General features: G+C 72.1%; 1 protein-coding gene. It reads left to right on the top strand.

Features of this window, described 5'->3' with window-relative positions:
- Window positions 1-134 precede the first annotated feature (134 nt).
- Window positions 135-1,103, top strand: a complete 969-nt coding sequence (locus tag DQW06_RS00095; protein WP_013154721.1) for an aldo/keto reductase — start codon at window positions 135-137, stop codon at window positions 1,101-1,103.
- The last annotated feature ends 18 nt before the right edge of the window (window positions 1,104-1,121 follow it).

The following is a 1,121-nucleotide window of genomic DNA, read 5'->3' as shown; positions in this document are numbered from 1 at the left end:
CCCCCCCCCGTCCGCGTACCGGCCTGGCTTTCCCACGGAGCTTTACGACGTAGATTCCTGGAGGCCGGGCCGGGAGCCCGCACCCCGGCACCCTAGAGTCGTGCCGTCCCCACCCCTCGACGGAAGGCGAGCCCGTGGACTACGTCAAGCTGGGCCGGACCGGACTCGACGTCTCCCGCGTCACCCTCGGCTGCATGAGTTACGGAGACCCCGCCAGGGGCACCCACGACTGGACCCTGGACGAGGAGGCCAGCAGACCCTTCATCCGCCAGGCGGTCGAGGCGGGCGTCAACTTCTTCGACACCGCCAACACCTACTCGGACGGCAGCAGCGAGGAGATCGTCGGCCGCGCCCTGGCCGAGTACGCCGACCGCGACCAGATCGTGCTGGCCACCAAGGTGTTCGGCCGCACCCGCCCGGGCCCCAACGGCGGCGGGCTCTCGCGCAAGGCGATCCTCACCGAGATCGACCACAGCCTGCGGCGCCTGGGCACCGACTACGTGGACCTGTACCAGATCCACCGCTGGGACCCCGCCACGCCGATCGAGGAGACCGTCGAGGCCCTGCACGACGTGGTCAGGGCGGGCAAGGCGCGCTACGTGGGCGCCTCCTCGATGCACGCCTGGCAGTTCGCCAAGGCGCTGAGGGTCGCCGACGTCAACGGCTGGACCAGGTTCGCCACCATGCAGAACCACTACAACCTGCTCTACCGCGAGGAGGAGCGGGAGATGCTGCCCCTGTGCGCGGACGAGGGCATCGGGGTCATCCCGTGGAGCCCTCTGGCGCGCGGTCGGCTCACCCGCGCGTGGGAGGAGGAGACGGCGCGCAGCCGCGGTGACGCGTTCGGCTCGCGGCTGTACGCGGAGGCGGACCGGTCGATCGCGGACGCCGTCGGCGCGGTCGCCCGGAGGCGCGGTGTTCCCCGTGCGCGGATCGCCCTGGCCTGGGTGTCGCGGAATCCCGCGGTGACCTCGCCGATCATCGGCGCCACCAGGCCGCACCACCTGGACGACGCGATCGCGTCGCTGTCGCTGGAGCTGACCGACGACGAGGTGGCGGAGCTGGAGCGCCACTACACGCCGCGCCCGGTCTCCGGCTTCTGACACCGCCCGGCGCGGGGC

Source organism: Nocardiopsis sp. TNDT3 (assembly GCF_003427465.1).
Taxonomy (GTDB): Bacteria; Actinomycetota; Actinomycetes; order Streptosporangiales; family Streptosporangiaceae; genus Nocardiopsis; species Nocardiopsis dassonvillei.
This window is presented reverse-complemented; position numbering and strand designations above follow the sequence as displayed.